Below are 2,362 nucleotides of genomic sequence, written 5' to 3' on the forward strand. Positions count from 1 at the left end.
CGGATAAATCTTGTGTTCCGGATGCTTCTTGCTGGTCTTTGGCGCCTGATAGATCGGCACCAGGCGCATCAATCGCATCAGCCGGCGGACCCGATGTCGCCCACATTGATGACCTTCACGCTGCATGTGACGAGCCATCTGCCGCGACCCATACCACGGCGTTTCAAGGAACTGGCGATCGATGATGTCCATGAGGGTCAGGCTCTTGGCGCTTTCGCCGCGGGGATGGTAGTAGAGGCCTGACCGCGCCAGAGACAGCAGGCTGCATTGCCGTCGGACGCTCAGGTCGGGATGATCCTGTTTCACCGCTTTTTGCCTCCAGTCCCGAGAATGAGACTGGAGGCTGCCGACAAAAAATCCCGCTCGATGACGAGCTGGCCGATCTTCGCGTGCAGCTTCTCGACTTCACTCGCAGAAATCTGCGGCTCGGCGGATGAGGCTACGCCAAAGGCTGCGGCCATGTTCTCGATCGCGGTGCGCTTCCAGCCGCTGATCATTGTCGGGTGGATGTCGTATTTCTTGGCCAACTCGGCCGTCGTCAGTTCCTCTCGGATGGCTTCAAGAGCCACCTTCGCCTTGAACTCTGCAGAATAGCGCTTGCGTTTCGTCATTTCGGACCGGTTCCTCCTCAGGCGCTAAAGCTTAGCTCCTGGTCCGAATTCGTGCGACCACCTCTGCCCATCGTGGCACCCACGGGGTCGAGCCGATCTGCAGCGTTCTGCCGATCGCCCCGTCCACTTATTATGCTCATTTGGCCAAGCGATCCGATCCCGCACGACTGTCGGAACGGGCACGCCGGGACGAAGCTCTGCGCCCGGAGATCCTGCGCGTGTTCGAGGAGAACTGGCGGGTCTATGGCGTGCGCAAGATCTGGCGCCAGCTAAGCCGCGAGGGCTTTGATATCGCGCGATGCACCGTGGCACGGCTGATGAAGGGCATGGGTATTCAAGGTGCTATCCGCGGCAAACCGCACCGGACGACGATCCCCGACAAGAAGGTGCCCTGTCCACTGGACAAGGTGAACCGCCAGTTCCAGGCGTCTGCCCCCAACAGGCTATGGGTCAGTGACTTTACTTATGTGGCCACGTGGAAGGGGTTCGTTTACGTCGCATTCGTCATTGACGCCTATGCCCGCCGCATCGTCGGATGGCGGGTCAGCACGTCGGCCCATGCGGGTTTTGTCCTCGATGCTTTGGAGCAGGCCGTCCACGAGCGCCGCCCTGCGAAGGGCATGGACCTCATTCACCACAGTGACAGGGGCAGCCAATATTTGTCGATTAAATATACCGACCGGCTGGCCGAGGCGGGCATTGAGCCATCGGTCGGAAGTGTCGGTGACAGCTATGACAATGCTTTGGCCGAGACCATAAACGGCCTTTTCAAGGCCGAGGTTATCCATCGGCGGGGACCATGGAGGGGCTGCGACGCAGTAGAATACGCGACCTTGGAATGGGTAGACTGGTTTAATAACCGCCGCTTGCCCGAGCCCATCGGGAACATCCCTCCAGCAGAAGCAGAGGCCAACTTCTATGCGGCTCTGGAAACAGAACCAATGGCCGCGTAACTATTGAATATCAGCCTCCGGCAAACTCGGCGCGGTTCAAACACCATACGGGCCCGCGGCATGAGATAGCCGCACCAGAGGCCGGATACATGTCAGCACCCGACAACGCGTCAAAAAGATCCAAAATACCCTCTTGCGCAAGGGGCGGTTATACATGTTGCGTAAATCGATTGGGATTCATGATGTTGCCGGGTCGTGCTAAGCGTTTGGCATGACTTATCCATCGAAGCCCCGTTACAAGACGAGCAACTGGCGTGCTTACAACCAGTCCCTGAAGCAACGAGGTTCGCTGACCGTCTGGCTTGATGCGGACATGGAGTGGGAAGCTTGACCGTCCGGCAAACGTGGCCGCCAGCAAGCGTATAGTGACGCCGCCATTCAAGCCTGCTTAACGCTGAAGGTTCTCTTCGGCCTCCCTTTGCGACAGGTCGAGCCATGTTCCGCCACTGGTTCAAGGAACCATGGCGAGGGGGTTTCATGGAAAGCCTGCTAAATCTTTCCGGTTTGCCGTGGTCGGTGCCTGACTTCAGCACTCTCAGCCGCCGCCAGAAGACATTGAACGTCGCAATCCCTTACCGTCGCAGGGAGAACCTTCATCTTTTGATCGACATCGAGCCATGGGAACGCCACTGGTCCGAGAGACCATGGCGAGGTGGGATCAAAGCAGAGGGTGAAGGTGAGTGGCAGCGCCGCAAACATGGCGGCTCCAAGCGCAGGGTCTGGCGCAAGATCCACATCGCGATTGATGAGGAAACGCTGGAGATCCGTGCCGTTGAGGTCACGTCGAGTGCCATTGGC

The 2,362-nt window shown here is 58.6% G+C and carries 2 protein-coding genes and 2 pseudogenes; 2 read left to right on the top strand and 2 right to left on the bottom strand.

Annotated features, from left to right (window positions below):
• Together EP867_RS19310 and EP867_RS19315 are read right to left on the bottom strand one after the other, a co-directional pair.
• Nucleotides 1–306: IS3 family transposase (locus tag EP867_RS19310; protein ID WP_164888980.1), on the bottom strand; the 306-nt coding region annotated here is incomplete at its 3' end.
• Nucleotides 303–611 carry a transposase gene (locus EP867_RS19315; protein WP_128491056.1) on the bottom strand — a complete coding sequence of 103 codons (309 nt, stop codon included), beginning with the start codon at nucleotides 609–611 and terminating at the stop codon, nucleotides 303–305. The genes EP867_RS19310 and EP867_RS19315, both read right to left, overlap by 4 nt.
• A gap of 53 nt (nucleotides 612–664) precedes the next feature.
• Between EP867_RS19315 and EP867_RS19320 the strand changes: the two are divergent.
• Nucleotides 665–1,564 (top strand): annotated as a pseudogene (locus EP867_RS19320) (IS3 family transposase); the annotation flags it as partial.
• Nucleotides 1,565–1,775: 211 nt separating this feature from the next.
• Nucleotides 1,776–2,362, top strand: a pseudogene (locus tag EP867_RS19325) (IS5 family transposase); the annotation flags it as partial.

This window comes from Falsigemmobacter intermedius (genome assembly GCF_004054105.1).
GTDB lineage: Bacteria > Pseudomonadota > Alphaproteobacteria > Rhodobacterales > Rhodobacteraceae > Wagnerdoeblera > Wagnerdoeblera intermedia.